We start from the raw sequence: 21,587 nt of genomic DNA on the forward strand, positions 1-21,587 counted from the left end.
TCCAAATGTGTCAACCTGTCCAGACAAGTTTTGCAGAACCCTGCACCACCGCCTGACGCTGCGGCGCAGAAATCCTGTGCTTTTTGCCCTAAAGGCTGATCTCCATCGCCGTATCGAGCGCGCGGTCCATCATGGCTTGCGTGCCGCGGACAAATTCCAGCGGGCAGGGATAGGCCGCGCCGGTACGCAGGCTGCGGCCAAAGGCTTCGACCTGCAGCTTGTAATGGTTTGCGGTCGGGAAGCGGTCGGTGATCACCCGCTGGCCCGGCAGGTGCAGCTCGACTTCGGCCACGTCATGCACATTGGCATTGAACGGGGCGGATCCGACGCGGATCATGCCCTTGTCGCCCTGAAACACCACCTCTTGCCGGTTGGCCAGCCGCATCGAGGTCATCGAGCGATAGGTGAAACGCCCGGTTGGCCCCTGCATCATGGCATTCAGATCGGCAAACACCTCGACCCCGGCGTCCAGAATGATCCGGGCCGCCACGTCTTCGGGTTCCGCGCCGGTGACAAAGCGCATCGACCCAAGGGTATACACCCCGATGTCGCGCAGCGAGCCGCCGCCGGTGTCGGGGCGGTTGCGGATATTGCCCGGCTCGGCGGCGTTGTTGTAGCTGAACGCCGCATCCACGTGGCGCAACTGGCCGATTTCTCCCGCGTCCAGCCACTCTTTCGCGCGTTGCCATTGCGGGTGATGCACGATCATGAACGCCTCGGCCGCCAGAAAGCCGCTGGCATCGCGGGCGGCGATGATCTGGTCGATCTGCTCCGCGCGCAGCGCGATCGGCTTTTCTGTCAGCACATGCTTGCCTGCGGCCAGCGCCTTGAGCGACCATTCCACATGCAGATGATTGGGCAGCGGCACATAGACCGCATCAATCGTCGGGTCCGCCAGGAGCGCGTCATAGCTGGAATGCAGCTGCAGGCCGGGGCAAAAGGCCAGAAAGCCCTCGGCCTTGGCCGGGTCGGATGTCGCCAGAGCGGCAAGCTCGGCCCCCTCGGCGGCATGAATGGCCGGTGCCATATGCTCACGCGCGAATTTGGCCGCGCCAAGCACGCCCCAACGAACTGGTTTCATCTGCTGTCTCTCCCTGTTAGCGCAATCATTCTAACGATCCGTAGCGCGGGAGGGAAGCCACTTCGCAAAAGCGCAGATGTCAGTCCTTGCGGAACCGCATCAGGGTCATCATGCCAAAGGGCGGCAGGGCAGTTTCCGCGATCAGGCTCAGGCCGCGGGTGTCAACGACCGTGCTGCGCTTGAAATCCGAATGCCAGCCCAGACGGTCGGCAAAGGGGGCAAACACCCGCTCCAGCCAGGGCAGCGCGCCCTTGTCCTGCGGATCGCGGGCAAAGTGGTTGACCATGACAATGGTGCCGCCGGGGCGCAACACGCGGGTCATTTCGGCCATCACCCGTTCCGGTTCCGGCACTACCGACATGATGTGCAGCGCCGAGATGTGGTCAAAGCTGTTGTCGGGAAATTCCAGCACGCGGGCATCCATCAGCCGCAGACCTTCGACATTGGCAAGACCCAGTTCCGACACCTTTTCGCGTGCCTTTTCCAGCATTTCGGCGCTGGCATCAATGCCAGTCACCGACACATCGGGACGATAGGCGGGCAAGGACAGGCCGGTGCCCACCCCCACCTCCAGCACGCGGCCGCCCAGACCGTTCAGCACCGACACCGCCCTGCGCCGCCCCACCCGGGTGATGACGCCAAAGGTGGCGTCATAGATCGGGGCCCAACGGGCATAGGACTTGCGGACGGCTTGGATATCCATGTCAGACGACACTCCTTAAAGAACGCGCACTTTTGCGCCAAAGAAACAGAATGGCCGCCAGATACGCGACATCCAGCAACAACAGCGTGACCCACGGATATGTCAGCAAGGCTGCGATCAGAGCGACCGACCCAACCAGAATGAACCGGGCGTTTTCGGCATAGATCCGCACCCCTTTGAAAGAGGGCGTCGGCATCCGCGAAATCATCAAAGCGCCGACAAACACCATCCAGATCGCGACCGCCCAAGGCGGCAGGCGCAGGGCGTTGTCAAAGCCATAGGCGAGGTAGATCGGAAGAAGCGCCAGCATCGCGCCCGCAGGCGATGGCACGCCGACAAACCCCTTTGGCTTGTCCTCGCCTTCGGGCAGGCGGTTGCCGACATTGAACCGCGCCAGCCGCAGCATGCAGCAGACGGCATAGATCAGCACCGCGATCCAGCCCAGCGACGTATCGGCGCGCATGCCCCAGAAATACAGCACCAGCGCCGGGGTGACGCCAAAGTTGACCAGATCGCACAAGGAGTCGAGTTCGGCCCCGATGGCGCTTTCCGATTTCAGCATCCGCGCCAGCCGCCCGTCGATGCCGTCCAGCGCGGCGGCAAGGCCGATCAGCGCGACGGCCCAGCCAAACCGCCCCTCGACCGCCATGCGGATGGCGGTCAGCCCGGCGCAGAGCGCAAGGATAGAGATCAGGTTGGGCAGCAGATGCAGAATGTGCATCCTGCGCCGCAGGGGTGCTGCGGGTTCTTCGCTCATTCGATCCGGCTCACGGTTTGTGGCAGATCGCGGCCCAGAACCGCCAGCACGGTTTCCCCCGCCACCATGGTCTGGCCAATGGCAACCTGCGGGGTAACACCCTCGGGCAGATAGACATCGACCCGGCTGCCAAAGCGGATCAGGCCAAAGCGTTCGCCGGTGCGGATCCCCTGCCCTTCGGCCACCCACCACATGATACGGCGGGCCACCAAACCGGCGATCTGCACCACGGCAATCTGGCGGCCATCGGGCAGGTCAAGCCGCAGCGAATTGCGTTCGTTATCCACCGACGCCTTGTCGAGCGAGGCGTTCAGGAACTTGCCGGGGCGGTAGCTCATCGCCCCAATCGTACCGGCAATCGGCGCACGGTTCACGTGGCAGTTGAACACGTTCATGAACACCGACACCCGCATCAGCGCCTCTGGTCCCATGCCCAGCTCCGGCGGTGGCACGGCGCGCTCGATCAAGCTGATCACGCCATCGGCGGGCGACACCAGAATGCCCGCGCCTTGCGGCACCGCGCGTTTGGGGTCGCGGAAAAAGTAATAGCACCAGACCGTAAGGCCGACGCCGATCCAGCCCAAAGGCTCCCACAGCCAGAACAGCACAAGGGAAATCGCGGCGAAAATCGCCACGAATTTGTACCCCTCGGGGTGCATCGGCTTCAGAAAAGTGCCCAGCATGGTCATGGTTGGTCCGGTCCTTTCAACCTCAGGCCGAGGACGTAGCCTGCCCGACGGATCGGGGCAAACAAAAACGACGCATCAGCCAACAAAAACGTCAGATCTTCGGCGGATGCCCGCCGTCTGTGCAGGGAGTCGTATCCGCCAGCGCGGCCAAGGCCAAGGGCTGGCGGACAGGCAGGCGCTGACATGCAAAAGGCGGCCCGTTACCGGGGCCGCCTTGTTTCGCAGGCGTGGGACCGGATCAGCCCGGAACCACCATGCCCTTGCCCTTGGCCAGTTCGCGCATCTTGGTTTGCAGCTTTTCAAACGCCCGCACCTCAATCTGGCGGATACGTTCCCGGCTGACCGAGTGCTTTTCCGACAGGGTTTCCAGCGTCACCGGCTCATCCGCCAGACGGCGCTGCATCAGGATTTCCTTTTCCCGGTCGTTCAGCACCGACATCGCCTGCACCAGCAGACGACGGCGGATCAGCAACTCGTCGCTTTCGGCATAAGCCTCAGCCTGATCGGAGTTTTCATCCTCCAGCCAGTCCTGCCACTGCGCGCCGCCATCCTCGGACCCGACCGTCGCGTTGAGCGAGGCATCGGCCCCGGCCATACGCCGGTTCATGGCGATGACCTCTTCTTCGGTGACCGACAGATCCTTGGCGATCTGGGCCACGTTTTCCGGGCGCAGATCGCCCTCTTCCAGCGCGCCGAGTTTGGCCTTGGCCTTGCGCAGGTTGAAGAACAGCTTTTTCTGCGCGCTTGTGGTGCCCAGTTTCACCAGCGACCACGAGCGCAGGATGTATTCCTGAATGCTGGCCCTGATCCACCACATCGCATAGGTTGCCAGACGAAAGCCACGTTCGGGGTCAAACCGTTTGACCGCCTGCATCAGACCGACATTCGCTTCGGAAATCACCTCAGCCTGCGGCAGGCCGTAGCCGCGATAGCCCATGGCGATTTTGGCCGCCAGACGCAGGTGGCTGGTCACCAGCTTGTGCGCCGACGCGCTGTCCTGCCGGTCAACCCAGGCCTTGGCCAGCATGTATTCTTCTTCCGGTTCCAGCAGCGGAAATTTGCGGATTTCCTGCATATACCGGTTCAAGCCCTGTTCCGGGCTTGGTGCGGGTAGGTTGGTATAGGTGCTCATCTCTTGCCCCCTGTTATCCCCGGTGCCATCAGCCCCCGGGGGACCAAGTTACCTAAGGTCTGTGCGCCGCCCCTTCAAGGGCACGGGTTATCATCCCTGACTTAACGCAGAATGAAGGCACTTTCGTTCCCATAGGGAAGGTTTGTGACCGGGTTCTCACGCGAATGTCACTCTTTGGGGGTGCGCATCGCCTCCAACAGAGTCGCCATGTCCTCGGGCAAGGGTGAGGTGAACTCCAGCCATTCATCCGTCACCGGGTGGGTAAAGCCCAGCGTGGCCGCGTGCAGCGCCTGCCGGGGAAAGCCGTTGCCCTGCTCGGCCGCCAACGGGGTCAACGCCTTTGGCGACAGCTTGCGCTTGCCGCCATAGGTCTGATCGCCCAGCAAGCCATGCCCGGCATGCGCCATATGCACCCGGATCTGATGGGTGCGCCCGGTTTCCAGCCAGCATTCCACCAGCGCCGCCTGATCGGCAAACGCCTCCAGCACCCGCACCCGTGTCACCGCGTGGCGGCCGTCGTGCCAGACCACGGCCTGACGCTGGCGGTCGGTCTTGTGGCGCGCCAGCAAGGTGGCGATCTTGATGATGCCGCCGGTTTCAAAAGTGACGCCCTTGATCCCGCGCAGGCGTGGGTCAGCGGCATTGGGCACGGCATGGACCAGCGCCAGATAGCGGCGGTTCACGTCATGCTTTTCAAACTGGACCGCCAGCCCGTGATGCGCCTTGTCGGATTTCGCCACCACCAACAGGCCGGTGGTGTCCTTGTCGATCCGATGGACAATACCGGGGCGACGCTCGCCGCCGATGCCCGACAGCGTGTCGCCGCAATGCGCCAGCAGCGCGTTGACCAGCGTTCCCGATGGCGTGCCGGGCGCCGGGTGCACCACCATGCCCACGGGTTTGTCGACCACGATCAGGTGGTCGTCCTCATAGATCACGGTCAGGGGAATATCTTCGGCCAGCGTATCCACGCTGACCGGCGGGTCAAGGACCAGGGTGATGACTTCGCCATCCTCCACCTTGATCTTGGGGTCAGTCAGCGCCTCACCGCCGCGCCAGACGGCCCCCTCAGCGATCATCTTCATCAGCCGGGTGCGCGACAGCGACGCTTCCTCTGGCACCGAACGCGCAAGCGCCTTATCAAGACGGTCAGCGCAGCCCTCGGCGATGGTCACCTGCAGGGTGATATCCTCGTCCTCGGATGCATCGGCAAAAGGGTCTGACATGAACAACACTCCTGACTCCGAAGCGCTTCCGCCTTCGCTGAGACTTCTGAAATGGCTGGTGATCGTTCTCACCGCCACGATGATTGTCGGTGTCATAACCGTGGTTGGCCTGCTTGTCACCCGGATGCCGGATATCTCCCCACTGGCCACGCCGGACCAGCTGGCGATGCCCGAAGGCGCGCGCCCGGCGGCGGTGACGATGGGCCGCGATTTCATTGCCGTGGTGACAGAGGATGACCGGATTCTGATCTTCGGGCGCGATGGCGCGTTCCGGCAAGAGGTTGCTGTGATCCCCGGCACAACTGCGGGTGCTGTGCCAAACAGTCAGCCGTAACGGTCATGCCAGCTGGGATCAGGTGCGTTTGAGACGGATCACGACATCAACGCGGGAAATTTCGGTGCCTTCGGGCGCGTCGGGCAGGCCGCTGATCTCCAGCTGGTCTTTGGGCGCGTCGGTCAGCTCCGCGGTGTCTTCCCAATAGAAATGAGGATGGTCATCCATGCGGGTGTCGAAATAGCTTTTCGACCCGTCCACCACGACCTCATTCATCAGGCCCGCCGAGCAAAACGCACGCAGGGTGTTGTAAACCGTGGCAAGGCTGACCCGGTCACCCGACTCGACCGACAGCGCGAACAGGCTTTCCGCCGTGACATGGCGGTTGAGACCGTCACCGACCAGCAGGCTGGCAAGCGACAGCCGCTGGCGCGTCGGGCGCAATCCGCCCCGCGCCAGCCATTCCGTTCCGCGATCCAGTGCCGTATTTTCCATGCCCAATCCTGTCTTCTTCCTTCATATAAAGCGTGCGGCCCCGGAAATTCAATGGAAATCATGGCCTGCACCACGCCCGCGCCGCGTCAGGTACTGTGCCGGGCACCCTTGCCTCTGACTCGCTGCGAGTGTTACAGCATTGAAACGAAGGACACCAAAAACAAAGGGGAACCGTCGGCCATGGGGCAATTTCCGTCAAGCTTTGACAAAGACGCACTTCTGGCCTGCGCGCGCGGCGAACTTTTTGGCCCCGGCAATGCTCAGTTGCCTGCGCCGCCAATGCTGATGATGGACCGCATCACCGACATCTCGGAGGATGGCGGGGAATTTGGCAAAGGGCATGTGGTGGCGGAATTCGACATCACCCCCGACCTGTGGTTCTTTGACTGCCACTTCCCCGGCAATCCGATCATGCCCGGCTGTCTTGGCCTTGACGGTCTGTGGCAGCTGACCGGCTTCAACCTGGGCTGGCGCGGTTGGCAAGGGCGCGGCTATGCGCTGGGTGTGGGTGAGGTCAAGCTGACCGGCATGGTACGGCCCGACCGCAAGATGCTGCGCTATTTCGTCGATTTCACCAAGGCGCTGTCGACCCGCCGCCTGACCATGGGCGTGGCCAATGGCCGGGTGGAAGCCGACGGCGAAGTCATTTACCAAGTGACTGATATGAAAGTCGCCCTGTCAGCCAACTGATCCAGAACGCCAACTGATCCAGAACGAAGGAGTCGCCCATGCGTCGCGTTGTCATCACCGGCATCGGCATTGTTTCCCCCATCGGCAACACCGCCGCCGAGGTCGAAGCATCCCTGCGGGCCGGAAAATCCGGCATTGTCTTTGCACCGGAATACGCCGAGCGCGGGTTCCGCAGCCAGATTCACGGCCAGCCGCAGATCGTGCTGGAAGACAATATCGACAAGCGCGACCTGCGGTTCATGGGCGATGGTGCGGCCTATAACTTCATCGCCATGCGTCAGGCGATCGAAGATTCGGGGCTGGAGGCGTCGGACATCTCGAACGACCGCACCGGCATCATCGTGGGCTCCGGCGGGCCATCGACCAAGTCGTTCTTCAAGGCCCATAACATCGTACGCGACTCCGGCAGCCCGAAGCGGATCGGGCCTTTTGGCGTGACCAAGGGCATGTCCTCGACCAACTCCGCCTGCCTGGCGACGCCGTTCAAGATCAAGGGTGTGAACTACTCGATCACTTCGGCCTGCTCCACCTCGGCGCATTGCATCGGCAATGGCACCGAGTTGATCCAGTTCGGCAAGCAGGACATCGTGTTTGCCGGCGGCGGCGAAGAGCTGGACTGGACCCTGTCTTGCCTGTTCGACGCGATGGGGGCGATGTCGTCGAAATACAACGATGCGCCGGAAACCGCATCCCGCGCCTTTGACGCCACCCGCGATGGCTTTGTCATCGCAGGCGGCGGCGGTGTAGTGGTGCTCGAAGAGCTGAACCACGCGCTCGCACGCGGGGCCAAGATCTATGCCGAAGTCACCGGCTATGGTGCCACCTCCGACGGCCACGACATGGTCGCCCCAAGCGGTGAGGGCGGTGAGCGGTCGATGCGGCAGGCGATCTCCACCCTGCCCTCGGATCGCAAGATCAGCTACATCAATGCCCATGGCACCAGCACGCCCGCAGGCGACGTGACCGAGGTGAAAGCCGTGCGCCGGGTGTTTGGCGACGGCTCGGTGCCGCCAATCTCGTCCACCAAATCGCTGACCGGCCACAGCCTGGGTGCCACCGGCGTGCATGAGGCGATCTATTCGCTGCTGATGCTGAATGGCAGCTTCATCACCGCCTCGGCCAATGTCACCCAGCTCGACCCCGAGCTGAAGCCCGAAGAAATCGCCACCACCTATCGCGAGGGCGTCGATATGGATTCGGTCCTGTCGAACAGTTTCGGCTTTGGCGGCACCAATGCGACATTGGTGATGAGCAAGTATCGCGCGTAAGGAACAGATCATGGCCGGTTGGATGAAGGGCAAGCGCGGGCTTGTCATGGGCGTGGCGAATGAACGCTCGATTGCCTGGGGCATTGCCAAGACGCTGGCCGAAGAGGGCGCGGAGCTGGCGTTTTCCTATCAGGGCGATGCATTCGGCAAGCGGGTGGAGCCTTTGGCGGCCAGCGTCGGGTCTGATCTGCTGGTCGATGTCGATGTCACCAATGACGCCAGCATGGATGCCTGCTTTGCCACGCTCAAGGAGCGGTGGGGAACGATGGATTTCCTGATCCACGCCATCGCCTTTTCTGACAAGACCGAGCTGACCGGGCGGTTCATCAACACGTCGCGCGGGAATTTTCAGAACTCGCTGACCATTTCGTGCTTTTCCTTCATCGACGTGGCACGGCGCGCGTCAGAGCTGATGCCGGACGGCGGCAGCCTGATCACCCTGACCTTTCAGGGCTCGAACCGGGTCTCGCCGAATTACAACGTGATGGGCGTAGCCAAAGCAGCGCTGGAAAGTGCGACGCGCTATCTGGCCAACGATCTGGGGCCGCAAAAGGTGCGGGTGAATGCGATTTCGCCCGGCCCGATGAAAACGCTGGCCGGGGCAGCCATTGGCGGCGCGCGCGCCACCTATCGCCATACCGAGGAGAACGCGCCGTTGCGCGCGAATGCCACGCTGGACGCGATTGGCGGCACGGCGGCCTGGCTGTGTTCAGACTTTGGCGCCTCGACCACGGGTGAGGTGATCCACGTCGATGGCGGCTATCACGTGCTGGGCTTCCCGCAACCCGCAAACATGTAAGCAGATGAATTTTCTGCGAAAATTCGTTAAACGGTCAGACCGTGTGCAGATAAAGATCGAAATCGACCTCTGACACGGTGCGCATCACCCGCGCGTATTCTGCCGATTTGACGGCAGTAAACGTGCGATGCATGTCTTCCCCCAAGGCCTCTTTCAGGAAAGCAGAGCCTTTCGCCGCCTCGATCGCCTGCCGCCAGTCCAGCGGGATCGCGGGCGCATCCTGCCCGTCCTCATACCCATTGCCGACCGTTTCCGGGCCGGGGTCGATCTTGTGCTGCAAGCCATGGCGGATGCCTGCAAGAACCGTCGCGGCCACCAGATACGGGTTTGCATCCACCCCGGCCGGGCGATGTTCGATCCGCCGTGCCCGGATATCGCCTGCTGGGATCCGCAGCGCCACCGAGCGGTTGTTCACCCCCCAGGTCGGGCTGACCGGCGCATAGCTTTGCGCGGCAAAGCGCCGCCAGGAATTGGCATGCGGCGCGAAAACCAGCATCGATTCCCCCATCGTGGCCCGCAGCCCCCCCAGGGCGTGCAGGATGGCGGCGTTCCACGCCCCCTCCTGCTCTTCAACAAAGACGTTCTTGCCGTTGTCATCCATCATCGACACGTGGAAATGCATGCCCGATCCGGCGTAATCCTCATTGGGCTTGGCCATGAAACAGGCGGTCACGCCATGCGCGCGGGCCTGCGCGCGCACGATCCGCTTCAGCCGCATCAGATCATCCGCCGCCTGCATCACATCGGTCCGGTAGTGCAGCGTCAGTTCATACTGGCCGGGGGCATATTCCGAGATCAGCGTTTCCGCCGTGATCCCGGCTTTGGCAGCCCCGGCGTAAATGTCGGAAAACAGCGGCAACATGCCATGCAGATGATCGACCGAATACACCTCTGTCCGCGTCGAGGCCCGACCATCCAGCACGTCGCGCGCGGGCTGCACCTTGCCATCCGGACCACGCTCCTTGGCCAGCAGAAAGAACTCCAGCTCGAAGGCCCCGGCGGGCGTCAGCCCCTCGGCGGCCAGCGCATCGACCTGACGTTGCAGCGCGTGGCGCGGGTCAGAGGGCATCGGCCTGCCCTCCAGATCATAAAGCGACATCAGGACTTCGCCGCGCGGCGGGATGGTGTTGTGCAGGGGAACCAACGTGCCGGGGATCGGCCAGGCGCGCAGATCGCCGTCGCCCTGATCCCAGATAAGCCCGGTTTCATGCACATCCTCGCCACAGATGTCGAGGCCAAGGATGGAAATTGGCAGATGTCGGCCATTGTTGTAAAATGACAGGAGTTCGGCCCGCCTTATGATCTTTCCCCGGCCAATTCCGTTTGAATCGTGCAAGACAATGTCAAAGGCTTCGATCTCGGGATGCGCTGCCAGAAAGGCTTCGGCCTCGGCGACCGTTGAACTGGAGGGGCTGGGACGGGTGTTCATGGGAACCTCAGGCAAAGAGTTCGGACAGGATTTCGTCAAAGGCCAGAACCAGCCGGTCAATCTGGCGTGGTTTGGTCGCCGGGCTGACCAGCATCATGTTGTGGAACGGCGCGATCAGACAGCCCCGGTTCAGAAGCGCAATGTGCAGCGCCGCCTCGACCTGCGGCTGATGCGCAGCGGCGGCCTCGGTCCCGTTGTGCAGCGGGCCGGGGGCGCAGATGAACTCCACCCGCGCGCCGACCCGGACAACGTGCCATGGCGCGCCGTGGGTGGTGATCGACGCCTCCAGCCCCGCGGCCAGCCGCGCCGCCCCCTTTTCCATATGGGCATAGGCATCTTTGGTCATGACTTCGGAAAGTGTCGCCACCAGACAGGCAAACTGCATCGGGTTGGCCGACAGCGTGGTACCCATGCCGGAATGGCCGGGCGGGCGGCGGGCGTCATAGTCGTTAAAGCGGGTCGCCACCGCGTCGGTCATCCCCCACACCGCCGTTGGCATCCCCCCGGCGACGCATTTGCCGACCACGAACATGTCAGGCGACAAGCCGTGCAGGCGGGTATAGCCGCCAAGCCCTGAGGAAATGGTATGGGTCTCATCCAGGATCAGCAGCGCGCCATAGCGGCTTGACAGCTGGCGCAGGCCGTCGTGAAAGCCTGCCTCAGGCAGCACCATGCAGGAGTTGGTCATCACCGGCTCGGTCAGGATGGCGGCGACATCACCTTTGGCCAGGGCCGCCTCGACCCCGGCCAGATCGTTGAACTCGCAGACCACTGCCCCAAGGCTCAGATCCTGCACCTGCCCCACCAGCCCGGCGCGGTTGACGGTGCTGCCATCCACCAGCTCGACCATCGTGTCATCCAGTGTGCCATGGTAGCAGCCATGAAACACCAGCACCTTTGGCCGCCCGGTCACCGCCCGCGCCACGCGCAGGGCAAAGCGGTTGGCGTCGGTGGCGGTGGTGGCGATCTGCCAGCGGAAAGCGCCAAAGCGGTCGGTCAGCAGCTGACCCGCCTGCATCGCGGCCGCCGTGGGCAGCATATAGGTCAGCCCGTGGCGTGCCTGTTTGCGGATCGCCGCAGCCACCGGCTTTGGCGAATGGCCGAACATGCTGCCGGTGTCGCCCAGACAGAAATCGTCAATGCCATAGCCGTCAATATCGGTGATCCGCGCGCCTTTGGCACTGTCGACCAGCGGCAGATGCGGCATCGGCCAGTCGCGCATCCAATGCATCGGCACGCCGTTGAGAAAGGCCCCTGCCCCCTCGGCCAGCGCCTTGGCCGATTTCGGCCGCGACCGGGCATAACGGCTGGCCTCGCGCGCGGCAAAGGCGGCAAGGCGGTCGGTCTGGACTCCGGCAACGGATGGCTGTGACATGGCGGCCCCTTTGGTTTGCCGCAGTATTGCCGGGAATTTGATCAAATGGAAGGGTTTGTGGACGCCGCGACGGGGGCTCTGCCCCCGTACCCCCGGAGTATTTTCAAAAGCAGCAAAAGCAGGGGTCAGAGCCAGTCTGCGCGGCCGGTCCCTATAGCGTCGTGAACCGAGGCAAAGCCGTCACGGGCCAGCAGCGCCTCAAGGCCATGGGCGATGCGGACGGCGATGCCGATGCCCTGATAGACCATCGCAGTATACAGCTGCACCGCCGAGGCCCCGGCGCGGATCTTGGCATAGGCCTGATCGGCGTTTGAGATGCCGCCCACGCCGATCAGCGGCAGGCGACCAGCGGTGGCCAGCGACAGCTGCGCCAGCACACGGGTAGACTTTTCGAACAATGGGGCACCAGAAAGACCGCCCATCTCGTCGCGGGCTGCACTTTTCAAACCTTCTCGCGAGAGCGTGGTGTTTGTTGCGATAATGCCGGACAGTCCCGCCGCCAGAGCAATCCCCCCGATTTCGGCAATCTCGTCGGGGCTCAGGTCGGGCGCGATCTTCAGGAACACGGGGATCGGGATGGCAAGTCCGGCGCGCACCTCCATCACCCGCGCCAGCAGGGCGGACAGCGCGGCAGGTCCTTGCAGATCGCGCAGCTTTTCGGTGTTGGGCGAGCTGACATTGACGGTGGCGAAATCGACATGCGGGCCACAGGTCGCCAGCACCTGCGCGAAATCAGCGGCACGGTCGGCCGAGGTCTTGTTGGCCCCCAGATTGAGACCGATGGGCAGGGAGCGCGGGCGGCTCTGCAGACGGGCGGCGATAGCCTGCATGCCGTCATTGTTGAAGCCAAAGCGGTTGATGGCGGCGCGATCTTCGGTCAGCCGGAACAGGCGCGGCTTGGGGTTTCCCGGTTGCGGCAAGGGCGTGGCCGCCCCCACCTCCAGAAAGCCGAAACCAGAGCGGGACAGTGCCGCCAGCGCGGTCGCGTTCTTGTCAAACCCGGCGGCAAGGCCAACCGGATTGGCAAGCGCCATCCCCGCCAGCGTGCAGTCCAGGCGGGGCGAGGTCACCAGACCCGGCAGCGGCACCAAACCGGCGTTCAGCGCCCGGAGCGACAGGCCGTGTGCTGCCTCGGGGTCAATGCGGTGCAGGGCGGCAAGGCCCGCGCGTTCGATCAGGTTCACCAGACACCCTCGGGAAAAATATGGCCGGTGGCCCCCAGCGGCAGGGATTTATCCCAGACCACATCGGCCATGCGCAGCGGGCGGTAAAGATGCGGGAACAACGCGCCCCCGCGCGAAGGCTCCCATTTCAGCTCTGAGCCCAAGGCATCCGAACGGAACGCCACCAGCACAAGGTCGCTTTCGGTGCCGAAATGACGCTCGGCGGTTTCGGCGATCTGGGCGGCGGTCGAGAAATGAATGAAGCCGTCGGCCAGATCCACCGGGGCCCCGGCAGTTTCGCCGGCGGCGCGGAAGGCATCCCATTCGGGGCGGCGGAAGATCTTGTAAATCAGCATGGCTTTCCATGCACATTGCGCAGGCGTTGGTCAATGGTCCGTACCGTCATCAGGCTTTCGCACAGGTGACGCAAGGTCAGCCCGGCATCTGGGCAAAGCGCGGGTTTGACTCCGTGGCTGACGCGAGTCACGCTTGCCCCATCAACCATCAAGGGAGCATTTTGATGAAAAACCGTTTGCTGGGGTCTGTGGCAGCCATGGCCCTGTCGGCAGGGGCCGCACAGGCCGATTACACCCTGCATGTCCTGCATATCAATGACTTCCACAGCCGGATCGAGGCGATCAATGGCTTTGACTCGACCTGCTCGGCCGAAGAGGCGGCGGAAAGCAAGTGTTTTGGCGGCATCGCCCGGCTTGCAACCAAGGTGACCGAGCTGCGCGACAGCCTGATCGCCGACGGTCAGAATGTGATCTTTGTCGATGCGGGGGATCAGTTTCAGGGCAGCCTGATGTATACCACCTACAAAGGTGCGGTCGAGGCCGAGTTTCTGGAACAACTGGCCCCAGACGCGATGGCTCTGGGCAATCACGAATTTGATGACGGCCCGCAGGGGCTGGCGGAGTTTCTCGACAAGGTGACGTTCCCGGTGATTTCCGGCAATCTGGATGTCAGCCAGTCCAATGTGCTGGCAGGCCGGGTGCAGAATCATGTTGTGCTTGACGTGGGTGGCGAAAAGATCGGCATCATTTCGGCGCTGGCGACCGATACCTCTGAGACCTCCAGCCCCGGCAACACGGTGATTTTTCAGGATGAAATCGACAGCCTGAAAGCCGATGTGGCCACGCTGGAGGCCGAGGGCGTCACCAAGATCATCGCCGTCACCCATGTCGGCTATAACCTTGATCAGCAGATTGCGGCAGAAGTGCCGGGCATCGACGCCGTGGTGGGCGGGCACAGCCACACCTATCTGTCGGCGACCGATCCCGACCGGGCCGGGCCCTATCCCACCTGGGTCAGTCAGGAGTCGGGGGCAATGGTGCCGGTGGTACAGGCCTATGCATATTCCAAATACCTTGGCCATCTGGAGCTGACGTTTTCTGATGACGGCACGCTGTTGCATGCAGGCGGCGATACGATCCTGCTGGATGCCAGCGTCACCCCTGACCCGGCGATCGAGGCACGGGTGGCCGAACTGGCGGGGCCGATCGAAGAACTGAAAGCAAAGGTGATCGGCGAGACGACCGAAGCCATTGATGGCAGCCGTGAAACCTGCCGTCAGGGCGAATGCCAGATGGGCAATCTGGTGACGGATGCCATGCTCGACCGGGTGAAGGATCAGGGCGTGACCATCGCCATCACCAATGGCGGCGGTTTGCGCACGTCGATTGACGCGGGGCCTGTGACCATGGGCGAGGCGCTGAGTGTGCTGCCGTTCCAGAACACGCTGTCCACCTTTACCGTCACCGGGGCCGATATTGTGGCCGCTCTGGAAAACGGGGTCAGCAGGCTGGAGGATGGCGCCGGTCGCTTTGCGCAGGTATCGGGCCTGCAATACACCTTTGATCCCGCGCAGCCTGCTGGCAGCCGGGTGTCGGATGTGATGGTTCTGGTCGGCGGCGATGCCTGGGCCCCGATTGACCCGGCGGCAGAGTACAATCTGGTGTCGAACAACTATGTGCGCGGCGGCGGCGACGGCTACCGGATGTTTGTTGATGCGGCGAATGCCTATGACTTCGGCCCCGATCTGGCAGATGTTCTGGCGGAGTATCTGGCCAAGGCCGAAGGCTACACGCCCTATCTGGACGGACGTATCACCCGCAAATAAGGCCTTGCGGGGCTGATCGGGGCCACTGGCGACAGTGGCCCCTTTTTCGTTGCCAACCTGTCCGGCACGTCTGCGCCCCCTGAAGGCAGAACTTGCAAGATCACCTGAAAAGGCGCATAGAACCGCCTACGGGTGACCGGGCCCCTCTGGCAGGACTCTGCGGCAATCCTGTGATGTCGGCACCTGAACCGCCACATGCCGCGCGGTACATTTCTCATGTCTTCCAACCCTGCATTGCAGCGCTCGTCGCTGTCCTATTTCACGTGGGCCTTTGTCGTCACGGCAATCGGCCTTGTCCTTGGCCTCTGGCTTGGCTTTGCGACCGAACACACATTTGGCGGCGCAATGAAGGTGTTCTTTATCGTCAGCGTTCTGGCTGTGCTGGAAATCTCGCTGTCGTTTGACAATGCCATCGTCAACGCCAACAAACTCAAGGATATGACCCCGGTCTGGCAACAGCGGTTTCTGACCTGGGGCATCCTGATCGCGGTGTTCGGCATGCGGATCGTGTTTCCACTGCTGATCGTGGTGATTGCCGCCAATGTGGGGCCATGGTCGGCGCTGGTGATGGCCGCCAGCCAGCCGGAAGAATACAGCCGCATCATGCACGAGGCGCATCTGCCGATTGCGGCCTTTGGTGGCACGTTCCTGATGATGGTGGCGCTGTCGTTCTTTTTCGACCACGAGAAAGAGGTGCATTGGGTGCGCTGGCTGGAAGAAAAGGTCACCGCCTATTCTTCGGTCAAGGGGATCGAGATCGCCTTTGTGCTGGTGGTGATGCTGGCGTTTTCCGAAGTGATCGAGTCGCAGAAGGGCGCGGCCTATGCCACCACCTTCTTTCACGCCGCAATCTGGGGATTGCTGACATTCCTGCTGGTCGAGGTGCTGGGCGGCGTTCTGGACCGCAGCCAGCAAGTGCTGGAAGGCGCTGCCAAAGGCGGTCTGGGCGCGTTCCTGTATCTGGAGGTGCTGGATGCCAGTTTCAGTTTTGACGGCGTGATCGGGGCCTTTGCCCTGTCGTCCAACCTGTTCGTCATTGCCATCGGGCTGGGGATTGGCGCGATGTATGTGCGCTCGATGACCATCATGCTGGTCGAACGCGGCACGCTGGCGCAATACCGCTATCTGGAACACGGCGCGTTCTACGCCATTCTGGTGCTGTCGGTGATCATGTATGTGCAAACGCTGGCCCATATTCCCGAGGTGATCACGGGTCTGGGCGGTGCTGCACTGATCGGGATTGCGTTGTGGTCGTCGATCCGCTGGAACAAGGCACATCAGGCGAAATGACTGGAGCGGGCGGCGGGAATCGAACCCGCGTCTTTAGCTTGGAAGGCTAAGGTCTTACCATTACACAACGCCCGCGCTCAGGCTGGAAATAGAGGATCATTCGGGCAGGGTCAACCGGGCCTGTGGGGGCGGCGGAACAGATTTCCGCCGCCCATCCCTTGAAGGCAACGGCGATCGGCAGTTGTCACGGCCGGTTCAGGCCGGCATTGCGGGCGATCATTGCGGCATGGGTGCGGTTTCTGGCCCCCAGCTTGCGGGCCAGCGTCTTGACATGCAGTTTGACCGTCACCTCCTGCACCTCCAGATCGCGGGCGATTTCCTTGTTGGATTTGCCGTCACAGATCCCTTCAAGCACCTCGCGCTCGCGCCGGGTCAGATCTTCCAGCGGAGCTTGCAGCGGCGGCGGATTGTCCAGCATAGACAGAGGTGCAAAGGTTTCACCCGCAGCCATACGCTTGACCGCCGCGATCAGGGCCTTGACGCCAAGCGTCTTTGGCACGAACCCGGCCGCGCCGTTTGCCAGTGCCTCTTCGGCCAGTTCCCGCAGAGTGGTGCCCGACATCACCGCAACCGGCACATGTGGCGCAGCTTGGCGGACGCGCCTTAATCCCTCCATCCCGTTCATGCCAGGCATCTGATAGTCCAGCAAAATCAGATCAAACGTCTGATATGCCAGACTGTCCAGCGCAGCCTCTAGCTGCGCGACCGAAACAACCACGACCCCGCCATCTGCGGTCAGCATCGCAGCCACCGACTCGCGAAACAGATCATGGTCGTCTGCGAGCAACATCCGCACAGTCAAGCCATCCTTTGTCCGATGCCGGACAGTTGCAGTGTGAACGAAAGTCACTTCGGCATAGAAGTGAACCTCAATCTGATCTAGCCTGAATATGGCCAGCAGATGCAAGGCTTAGCATGACGTTTTTCCCGATCAGACCCCGCAAGCCCCTCGCAGGGTCGATTCGAATGCTGGCTGTTGTCGGGCTTGTGCTGACCCTGCTGGCGATGATCGGAACGCTGGCACTGGATGTCCGCGACCGGATGTCAGAACTGGACCGGGCCGACAGCGACAATGGTCAATGGGTCATGATGCAGACCGAGGTCGAGGTGCTGCGTCTGCAGACCACGCTGGTCAAGGCGCAGGCCAGTCAAACCGGTCTGGAAGATGTGCGGCGCTGGTTCAACGTTTTGTACAGCCGGTTGCGCATGTTGGAGCAAAGCCCGCTGTACGGGGCCTTTATCCTGCAACCCGAAAACCTGTCCGCTCTCAAAGCGATGCAGGCCTTCATCGACCGCTGGGTCAGCACAATTGATTCGTCTGATGCGGTGCTGGCGACGGCGTTGCAGCAGATGGCATCCGAAAGCGAAGAGGTGCAGCGGACGGCCCGCGATCTGTCGCTGCGCTCGTTGCAGGCATTTTCCGCGGGCACCGACCGGACCCGCGCCCGCGTATCGGATACGCTGACGCAACTGGCGGTGACGACTGCCGCCACGATCCTGTTGCTGGTCATGCTGGCGGCAATGGCCATGCGCCTGTACCGGATGACCCAACGGCAGGCCAAGGAAAACCAGACCGTGGGCGAGCGGCTTCAGCTGATCATCGCCACCTCACCCGATGCCATCGTGGTGACCAACCGCGGCGGTTGGGTGGTAGAGTTCAACCCGGCCGCCGAAACCATGTTCGGCTTTACCCGCAAACAGGCGATGGGCCGACAGATTGTGCCGCTGCTGTTCTCTGTCGACGATCAGGCCGCCTATGAATCCCGTCTGCGCGGCATCGTCTCCCGTACGGTGCAGGCCGGGCCGCAGCGGTTTGAGCTGACTGGCCACCGTGCCAGCGGGCAAGCGTTTCCGCTGGAGGTTTCGATGGCAGTGCGCGACCTGAAACCGGGGGCGCTGATCGTCGGCTTTTTGCGGGATATTTCGCGGCGGCAGGCCGATCAGCTGGCGCTGGAACAGGCGCTGACCCGTGCCCGCGCCGGGGAAAAGGCCAAGGCCAAGTTTCTGGCGGTCATGAGCCACGAGATGCGCACGCCACTGAACGGTCTGATCGGCTCGATGGAGCAGATGCACGACACCGATCTTGATGACAACCAGCGCGAACTGCTGCGGGTGATGGAAATTTCGGGCGGTATCCTGCTGAGCCATGTCGAATCGGTGCTGGATCTGTCCAGCGCCGAGGCCGGGCAGATCCGGCTGGCAGAGACATCGTTTGATCTGGACCGGCTGATCGAGGATTGCATCGCCACTCAGGCAGGGATTGCACGCACCAACGGCACCACGATCCGGCATGTGATGCTGACTGGCCCACTGGGGCAGGTCAGCGGCGATCCGGGCCGGGTGCAGCAGATCTTGCTGAACCTGATCGGCAATGCGGTCAAATTTACCCGCAACGGCGCAATCACCGTCGAGACCGAGCGACTGCCACGCAAATCAGGCAGCACCACCGCGCCGATGGTCGAGCTGCGCGTGATAGACACCGGCATCGGCATTCCAAAGTCCGAACTGACGCGGGTGTTCGAGGATTTCGCCACCGTCGATTCCTCTTACGGACGCGAGACCGGCGGCACGGGTCTGGGTCTGGGAATCGCCCGTCGGCTTGTGCAGGCGATGGGTGGGAGCATCGGTGTGGAAAGTGAACCGGGCGAAGGCAGCCTGTTCTGGCTGCGCCTGCCCCTGCCGCCAACTGACAGCGCTTTGACCGTTCCCATTCTCGCTCCGATCAAGGCCACCATCCCGCCGCAACCCGACAAGCCGGTTCTGGATGTGCTGATCATCGAAGACAATGACATCAACCGCTTCTTGCTGCGCCGGACCCTGATCAGCTGCAATCACCGGGTAACCGAAGCCTCCGACGGGCTCGAAGGCGTGGCGATGGCCGCCAAGACCCGCTTTGACGTGATCATCACCGACATCGCGATGCCCCGCCTTGACGGGATCGAGGCCAGCCGCCGCATCCGCGCAGGCGGTGCCTCGCGCGCGGCGCGCATCATTGCACTGACCGCCCACGCTCTGCCCGAAGAACAAGAGCGGTTCCGGCTGGCCGGGATGGATGCCTGTCTGACCAAACCCGTCAGCCGCGAAACCTTGCTGGCCCATCTGCAAACCAGCCCGGCTTTGCCCAACGGCTCTGGCCTCACCGCGCAGCCGATGCTGTTAAAGACCGCCTCCCTGCACGAACTTGCGGAAACGGTGGGTCATCCGGTCATGCTCAGCCTGATGACCCGGATGCTGGCCGAAGGTGACGCCATGCTGGCCCAGATCACGGCGCACCCAGTCCCGAACGAAGACATGGCCCGTGCGGCGCACCGACTGGCGGGCAGCAGCAGCACCTTTGGCGCGGTTGCGTTCTGCGAGGCGCTGTCGGCGCTGGAACTGGCGATCCGCCGCGATCAGATGGCAGAGGCAACGCGGCTTATCGCCCGGTTGCCAGCCCTGTGGGAAGACACAAGAGAGGCCTTGGCACAGTATGGTGCGCTACTGAACTCGTGAAGATGCTGCCGCGCGCAGGGCCGCCGCAATCAGGCCCGGCACCCGCACATCGCGTCCCAGCGGTGGCAGAACGCGCCCGGCAAACCCGGCCTCGGACAGCGCCTCTGGCAGGTCATCGGTCACATGCTCGCCCTCTGCCGCAAAAAACGGCAGGCAAACGGCCTCGGGGCCAAAGCCGCTGACCTCGGCCAGCCGGGGCGTCTGGTCAATGAACGCCGCCTCGCAGCGCGCCAGCAGCAGGCCGTGTCGCAGCCGGGCCGCCACAGCATTGGCCACTGCTGACGGGGCCGGACTGCGGCCCGAGCCATGCGCCGCCAGCAAGACCTCTCCCCCCGGTGGCACCCCGGCCTCGTGCAGGACCGTCAGCGCCAGATCCTGCACCGCACCATCCAGCCCAAAGGGGGGCAGAATGTGCCACCGCGCACAGCCCGCAGCGCCGCCACACGCCGCATGATCGCAGGGACCGCCCGCGAACAACGCGTCGCGGCAGGCCTTGACCAGCCGCTCGGGCAGATGCTGGCGGGTGAACCAGCCATCGGCCATGAACATCGGATAGACCAGCCCACCCGTCATCCCCGCCTGTTCTACGGCGCGCGCCAGCGAACCGTCAGCGGCCAGAGTTGCGGACTGCACCCGCCACCCCGGCAGATGCAGCGCCACCGCCGCCGCAAGGCTGGCAAGCGCCGCCTCGGCCGGTCCGGGATCAGAGGGTTGGCCATGGGCCACGATCAATGCGGTCTGTGTCATCACCCTGATCTAGCAGCGCGGGCGCGCGCGGCAAGCGCTACTGATCATAGGGCCAGACCGCCTGCGAAAACACTCCGCCATCGACCCAGATCGTCTGGCCCGTGATAAAGCTGGCCGCCTCTGAGCACAGGAACACCAGTGGCCCGGCAATGTCTTCGGGCGTGCCGACACGACGCAGCGGTGTGACCTTTGACCAGGTGGCGGCATAATCCCCCGACTCTGCCGCCGTGCGCTCGGTCGCGATTGCGCCGGGGGCGATGCAATTGACCCGGATGCCATGCGGCCCCAGCTCGACCGCCGCCGATTTGGTGAACTGCTCGATCCCGCCCTTGCTGGCGGTGTAATCCACCAGCCGGGGAAAGGCGAGTTTGTTGCAGCCCGAGCCAAGGTTGACAATGCTGCCACCCTTGCCCGCCGACACCATGGCGCGGCCCGCCGCCTGCGTGTTGAGAAAGGTGCCGCGCAGGTTGGTGCGCATCACCGCATCCCATTGCCCGGCCTCCAGATCCAGCAGCCCGGCCCAAGTCTGGATGCCCGCATTGTTCACCAGCACATCGGGCGCGTCCCCCGCCCAATCCGCCGCTTCGGCATGAAAACGCTGCACCGCCGCCTCGTCCCCGGCGTCCGCCTCCCAGGCGTGCGCCCGACGGCCCAGCGCTTCGACGCGCGCCACCAGATCCGCCGCAGACTCACCGGCCCCCAGATGAGTGAACCCCACATCATATCCTGCCCCGGCCAAAGCCGTGACCAGAGCCCGCCCGATGGCCGATGGCCCGGCTGTAACCATGGCAAACATGACAATCCTCCCCGCTGTACACCGCCCTTAGTGCCGCGTGACGCCGCTTCGGGCAAGGG

At 63.2% G+C, this 21,587-nt stretch carries 21 protein-coding genes and 1 tRNA gene; 7 read left to right on the top strand and 15 right to left on the bottom strand.

Translation table 11 applies throughout. From position 1 onward, the window contains the following. Positions 1–88: 88 nt before the first annotated feature. The 6 genes from D1012_RS13555 to D1012_RS13580 form a co-directional block, all read right to left on the bottom strand. Positions 89–1,081 (bottom strand): Gfo/Idh/MocA family protein, encoded by a 993-nt coding sequence (locus tag D1012_RS13555; protein ID WP_118153099.1) that lies wholly within the window; start codon positions 1,079–1,081, stop codon positions 89–91. A gap of 79 nt (positions 1,082–1,160) precedes the next feature. Further along, the gene (locus tag D1012_RS13560; protein ID WP_118153101.1) at positions 1,161–1,784 is read right to left on the bottom strand and encodes a class I SAM-dependent methyltransferase; all 624 of its coding nucleotides are present in this window, start codon (positions 1,782–1,784) and stop codon (positions 1,161–1,163) included. Position 1,785: 1 nt separating this feature from the next. After that, positions 1,786–2,541, bottom strand: a complete 756-nt coding sequence (gene pssA, locus D1012_RS13565) for a CDP-diacylglycerol--serine O-phosphatidyltransferase (protein ID WP_118153103.1) — start codon at positions 2,539–2,541, stop codon at positions 1,786–1,788. Next, positions 2,538–3,230, bottom strand: coding sequence for a phosphatidylserine decarboxylase (locus D1012_RS13570; protein WP_118153105.1), 693 nt, complete (start codon positions 3,228–3,230; stop codon positions 2,538–2,540). The genes pssA and D1012_RS13570 overlap by 4 nt, the downstream gene beginning before the upstream one ends. Before the next feature lie 238 nt (positions 3,231–3,468). After that, positions 3,469–4,362, bottom strand: a complete 894-nt coding sequence (gene rpoH, locus D1012_RS13575) for an RNA polymerase sigma factor RpoH (protein WP_118153108.1) — start codon at positions 4,360–4,362, stop codon at positions 3,469–3,471. Between the two features lie 167 nt (positions 4,363–4,529). Then, positions 4,530–5,588, bottom strand: a complete 1,059-nt coding sequence (locus tag D1012_RS13580; RefSeq protein ID WP_118153110.1) for an RluA family pseudouridine synthase — start codon at positions 5,586–5,588, stop codon at positions 4,530–4,532. Between D1012_RS13580 and D1012_RS13585 the strand changes: the two genes are divergently transcribed. After that, entirely contained in the window at positions 5,587–5,922 is a 336-nt protein-coding gene (locus D1012_RS13585; RefSeq protein WP_118153112.1) for a DUF6476 family protein, read from the top strand. The two genes, D1012_RS13580 and D1012_RS13585, sit on opposite strands and share 2 nt — an antisense overlap. Positions 5,923–5,940: 18 nt before the next feature. Here D1012_RS13585 and irrA read toward each other — a convergent pair whose 3' ends face one another. Next, a complete protein-coding gene (irrA, locus tag D1012_RS13590; RefSeq protein ID WP_118153114.1) occupies positions 5,941–6,357 on the bottom strand; it encodes an iron response transcriptional regulator IrrA in 417 nt (138 codons plus the stop codon). 180 nt (positions 6,358–6,537) lie between these two features. On the opposite strand from irrA, the gene fabA reads away from it, so the two are divergent. Genes fabA through D1012_RS13605 form a run of 3 tightly spaced genes read left to right on the top strand, consistent with a single transcriptional unit; the run spans position 6,538 to position 9,114 of the window. Next, on the top strand, positions 6,538–7,047 hold the full coding sequence (fabA, locus tag D1012_RS13595) for a bifunctional 3-hydroxydecanoyl-ACP dehydratase/trans-2-decenoyl-ACP isomerase (protein ID WP_118153366.1): 510 nt from the start codon (positions 6,538–6,540) through the stop codon (positions 7,045–7,047). A gap of 38 nt (positions 7,048–7,085) precedes the next feature. After that, positions 7,086–8,315 (top strand): beta-ketoacyl-ACP synthase I, encoded by a 1,230-nt coding sequence (gene fabB / locus D1012_RS13600; protein WP_118153116.1) that lies wholly within the window; start codon positions 7,086–7,088, stop codon positions 8,313–8,315. Positions 8,316–8,325: 10 nt separating this feature from the next. Beyond that, the gene (locus tag D1012_RS13605) at positions 8,326–9,114 is read left to right on the top strand and encodes an enoyl-ACP reductase FabI (protein WP_118153118.1); all 789 of its coding nucleotides are present in this window, start codon (positions 8,326–8,328) and stop codon (positions 9,112–9,114) included. Positions 9,115–9,148: 34 nt separating this feature from the next. On the opposite strand, the gene D1012_RS13610 is transcribed toward D1012_RS13605, so the two are convergent. The 4 genes from D1012_RS13610 to D1012_RS13625 form a co-directional block, all read right to left on the bottom strand. Beyond that, positions 9,149–10,543 carry a glutamine synthetase family protein gene (locus tag D1012_RS13610; protein ID WP_118153120.1) on the bottom strand — a complete coding sequence of 465 codons (1,395 nt, stop codon included), beginning with the start codon at positions 10,541–10,543 and terminating at the stop codon, positions 9,149–9,151. Positions 10,544–10,550: 7 nt separating this feature from the next. Next, entirely contained in the window at positions 10,551–11,918 is a 1,368-nt protein-coding gene (locus D1012_RS13615; protein WP_118153369.1) for an aspartate aminotransferase family protein, read from the bottom strand. Positions 11,919–12,043: 125 nt separating this feature from the next. Next, positions 12,044–13,102 carry a quinone-dependent dihydroorotate dehydrogenase gene (locus tag D1012_RS13620; RefSeq protein ID WP_118153122.1) on the bottom strand — a complete coding sequence of 353 codons (1,059 nt, stop codon included), beginning with the start codon at positions 13,100–13,102 and terminating at the stop codon, positions 12,044–12,046. After that, a complete protein-coding gene (locus D1012_RS13625) occupies positions 13,099–13,437 on the bottom strand; it encodes a DUF952 domain-containing protein (protein WP_118153124.1) in 339 nt (112 codons plus the stop codon). The genes D1012_RS13620 and D1012_RS13625 overlap by 4 nt, the downstream gene beginning before the upstream one ends. A 164-nt stretch (positions 13,438–13,601) precedes the next feature. Between D1012_RS13625 and D1012_RS13630 the strand changes: the two genes are divergently transcribed. Then, a complete protein-coding gene (locus tag D1012_RS13630; protein WP_118153372.1) occupies positions 13,602–15,203 on the top strand; it encodes a bifunctional metallophosphatase/5'-nucleotidase in 1,602 nt (533 codons plus the stop codon). A gap of 216 nt (positions 15,204–15,419) precedes the next feature. Next, positions 15,420–16,493 carry a DUF475 domain-containing protein gene (locus D1012_RS13635; protein WP_118153127.1) on the top strand — a complete coding sequence of 358 codons (1,074 nt, stop codon included), beginning with the start codon at positions 15,420–15,422 and terminating at the stop codon, positions 16,491–16,493. A gap of 1 nt (position 16,494) precedes the next feature. Here D1012_RS13635 and D1012_RS13640 read toward each other — a convergent pair. Both D1012_RS13640 and D1012_RS13645 read right to left on the bottom strand, forming a co-directional pair. Then, positions 16,495–16,568, bottom strand: a tRNA-Gly gene (locus tag D1012_RS13640). Between the two features lie 109 nt (positions 16,569–16,677). Further along, the gene (locus tag D1012_RS13645; protein WP_354002041.1) at positions 16,678–17,283 is read right to left on the bottom strand and encodes a response regulator; all 606 of its coding nucleotides are present in this window, start codon (positions 17,281–17,283) and stop codon (positions 16,678–16,680) included. Positions 17,284–17,459: 176 nt separating this feature from the next. Between D1012_RS13645 and D1012_RS13650 the strand changes: the two genes are divergently transcribed. Further along, complete coding sequence (locus D1012_RS13650) at positions 17,460–19,985, top strand: ATP-binding protein (protein WP_158569351.1); 2,526 nt, start codon at positions 17,460–17,462, stop codon at positions 19,983–19,985. Here the strand turns inward: D1012_RS13650 and D1012_RS13655 are convergent. Continuing rightward, positions 19,971–20,732 carry a CbiX/SirB N-terminal domain-containing protein gene (locus tag D1012_RS13655; RefSeq protein WP_118153131.1) on the bottom strand — a complete coding sequence of 254 codons (762 nt, stop codon included), beginning with the start codon at positions 20,730–20,732 and terminating at the stop codon, positions 19,971–19,973. The genes D1012_RS13650 and D1012_RS13655 overlap by 15 nt on opposite strands. A 37-nt stretch (positions 20,733–20,769) precedes the next feature. Further along, a complete protein-coding gene (locus D1012_RS13660; protein WP_233517122.1) occupies positions 20,770–21,528 on the bottom strand; it encodes an SDR family NAD(P)-dependent oxidoreductase in 759 nt (252 codons plus the stop codon). Between the last annotated feature and the right edge of the window lie 59 nt (positions 21,529–21,587).

The organism is Pseudotabrizicola alkalilacus, assembly GCF_003443995.1.
GTDB classification, from domain to species: domain Bacteria; phylum Pseudomonadota; class Alphaproteobacteria; order Rhodobacterales; family Rhodobacteraceae; genus Pseudotabrizicola; species Pseudotabrizicola alkalilacus.

Coding starts and splice junctions, on each gene's coding strand:
- D1012_RS13555 (WP_118153099.1), bottom strand. CDS start 1,081: ATGAAACCAGTTCGTTGGGGCGTGCTTGGCGCGGCCAAATTCGCGCGT.
- D1012_RS13560 (WP_118153101.1), bottom strand. CDS start 1,784: ATGGATATCCAAGCCGTCCGCAAGTCCTATGCCCGTTGGGCCCCGATC.
- pssA (WP_118153103.1), bottom strand. CDS start 2,541: ATGAGCGAAGAACCCGCAGCACCCCTGCGGCGCAGGATGCACATTCTG.
- D1012_RS13570 (WP_118153105.1), bottom strand. CDS start 3,230: ATGACCATGCTGGGCACTTTTCTGAAGCCGATGCACCCCGAGGGGTAC.
- rpoH (WP_118153108.1), bottom strand. CDS start 4,362: ATGAGCACCTATACCAACCTACCCGCACCAAGCCCGGAACAGGGCTTG.
- D1012_RS13585 (WP_118153112.1), top strand. CDS start 5,587: ATGAACAACACTCCTGACTCCGAAGCGCTTCCGCCTTCGCTGAGACTT.
- D1012_RS13580 (WP_118153110.1), bottom strand. CDS start 5,588: ATGTCAGACCCTTTTGCCGATGCATCCGAGGACGAGGATATCACCCTG.
- irrA (WP_118153114.1), bottom strand. CDS start 6,357: ATGGAAAATACGGCACTGGATCGCGGAACGGAATGGCTGGCGCGGGGC.
- fabA (WP_118153366.1), top strand. CDS start 6,538: ATGGGGCAATTTCCGTCAAGCTTTGACAAAGACGCACTTCTGGCCTGC.
- fabB (WP_118153116.1), top strand. CDS start 7,086: ATGCGTCGCGTTGTCATCACCGGCATCGGCATTGTTTCCCCCATCGGC.
- D1012_RS13605 (WP_118153118.1), top strand. CDS start 8,326: ATGGCCGGTTGGATGAAGGGCAAGCGCGGGCTTGTCATGGGCGTGGCG.
- D1012_RS13610 (WP_118153120.1), bottom strand. CDS start 10,543: ATGAACACCCGTCCCAGCCCCTCCAGTTCAACGGTCGCCGAGGCCGAA.
- D1012_RS13615 (WP_118153369.1), bottom strand. CDS start 11,918: ATGTCACAGCCATCCGTTGCCGGAGTCCAGACCGACCGCCTTGCCGCC.
- D1012_RS13625 (WP_118153124.1), bottom strand. CDS start 13,437: ATGCTGATTTACAAGATCTTCCGCCGCCCCGAATGGGATGCCTTCCGC.
- D1012_RS13630 (WP_118153372.1), top strand. CDS start 13,602: ATGAAAAACCGTTTGCTGGGGTCTGTGGCAGCCATGGCCCTGTCGGCA.
- D1012_RS13635 (WP_118153127.1), top strand. CDS start 15,420: ATGTCTTCCAACCCTGCATTGCAGCGCTCGTCGCTGTCCTATTTCACG.
- D1012_RS13645 (WP_354002041.1), bottom strand. CDS start 17,283: ATGTTGCTCGCAGACGACCATGATCTGTTTCGCGAGTCGGTGGCTGCG.
- D1012_RS13650 (WP_158569351.1), top strand. CDS start 17,460: ATGCTGGCTGTTGTCGGGCTTGTGCTGACCCTGCTGGCGATGATCGGA.
- D1012_RS13655 (WP_118153131.1), bottom strand. CDS start 20,732: ATGACACAGACCGCATTGATCGTGGCCCATGGCCAACCCTCTGATCCC.
- D1012_RS13660 (WP_233517122.1), bottom strand. CDS start 21,528: ATGTTTGCCATGGTTACAGCCGGGCCATCGGCCATCGGGCGGGCTCTG.